Source organism: Salipiger sp. HF18 (assembly GCF_011806505.1).
GTDB lineage: Bacteria > Pseudomonadota > Alphaproteobacteria > Rhodobacterales > Rhodobacteraceae > Salipiger > Salipiger thiooxidans.
Window position 1 is genome coordinate 1 of sequence record NZ_JAATOS010000881.1, and the last position, 876, is coordinate 876.

Consider the following 876-nt stretch of genomic DNA (forward strand, 5'->3'; position numbering starts at 1 on the left):
GGCCCCGGCGCCGAGCCGCAGGTGACCGAGGTCGAGACCGGCAGCTTCCTCTGGACCGAAACGCCGCTGGTGCTGCACCCGCGGCAGGACGCCGCCGGGGCGCTTGCCGCGCTGCTGCCTCCGACCGGGCGCCGGGACATCCTGCTGCGCGTCGTCGCCGAGGGCTGGGCCGGGCTCGCCGACCAGCTGGCGCTGCGCCGCGCCGCCGAGCGTCACGGCCCCGAGTTCGCTCATTTCGAGCTGCGCACCGACGCGCTCGGCACCCAGATCGAGGCCGCCGATCTCGACGAGATCGACCACGGCGGCGCGCTGCGCCTCGCCGCAAACACGCTCAGGGCCGAGACCACCGACGAGACGCTGCCGCAGGCCGACCGGCAGGTGGCGGCGGACGCGCTGGCGCGGCTCTACGCCTATGTGAACGAGGGCGAGGCATGAGGCTCCGCAGCATCCGGCTCGAGAACGTCCGGCGCTTCACCAGCCCGGTGCTGATCGAGGGCATCACCGACGGGCTCAACGTGCTGAGCGAGCCAAACGAATCCGGCAAGTCGACGCTCTTCGACGCGATCCAGGCGCTGTTTTTCATCCCGCACGGCTCGAAGAACCGCGAGATCGCCTCGCTGCGCCCCCACGCCGGCGGCGCCCCCGAGGTGGCCGTCGAGATCGAGACCGACGCCGGGCGCTTCACCGTCGCCAAGCGCTGGTTCTCCAAACCCGCGGCGACCGTGCATCAGGGGTCCCGGCTGGTCGCGCAATCGGACGAGGCCGAAGCGTGGCTCGCGGACCTGCTCGGTGGCGCCGAGGGCGGGCCTTCGGGTCTGATCTGGGTGCGGCAGGGGCTGACCCATCTTGGCGCTGCGACGCCCCAGGAAGAGAAAG

The 876-nt window shown here is 72.4% G+C and carries 1 protein-coding gene and 1 pseudogene; both read left to right on the forward strand.

Annotated elements, in window-relative coordinates:
- Positions 1-435 (forward strand): annotated as a pseudogene (locus HC022_RS27705) (DNA repair exonuclease); the annotation flags it as partial.
- Positions 432-876: AAA family ATPase (locus HC022_RS27710; protein ID WP_167454512.1), on the forward strand; the 445-nt coding region annotated here is incomplete at its 3' end. The pseudogene HC022_RS27705 and the gene HC022_RS27710, both read left to right, overlap by 4 nt.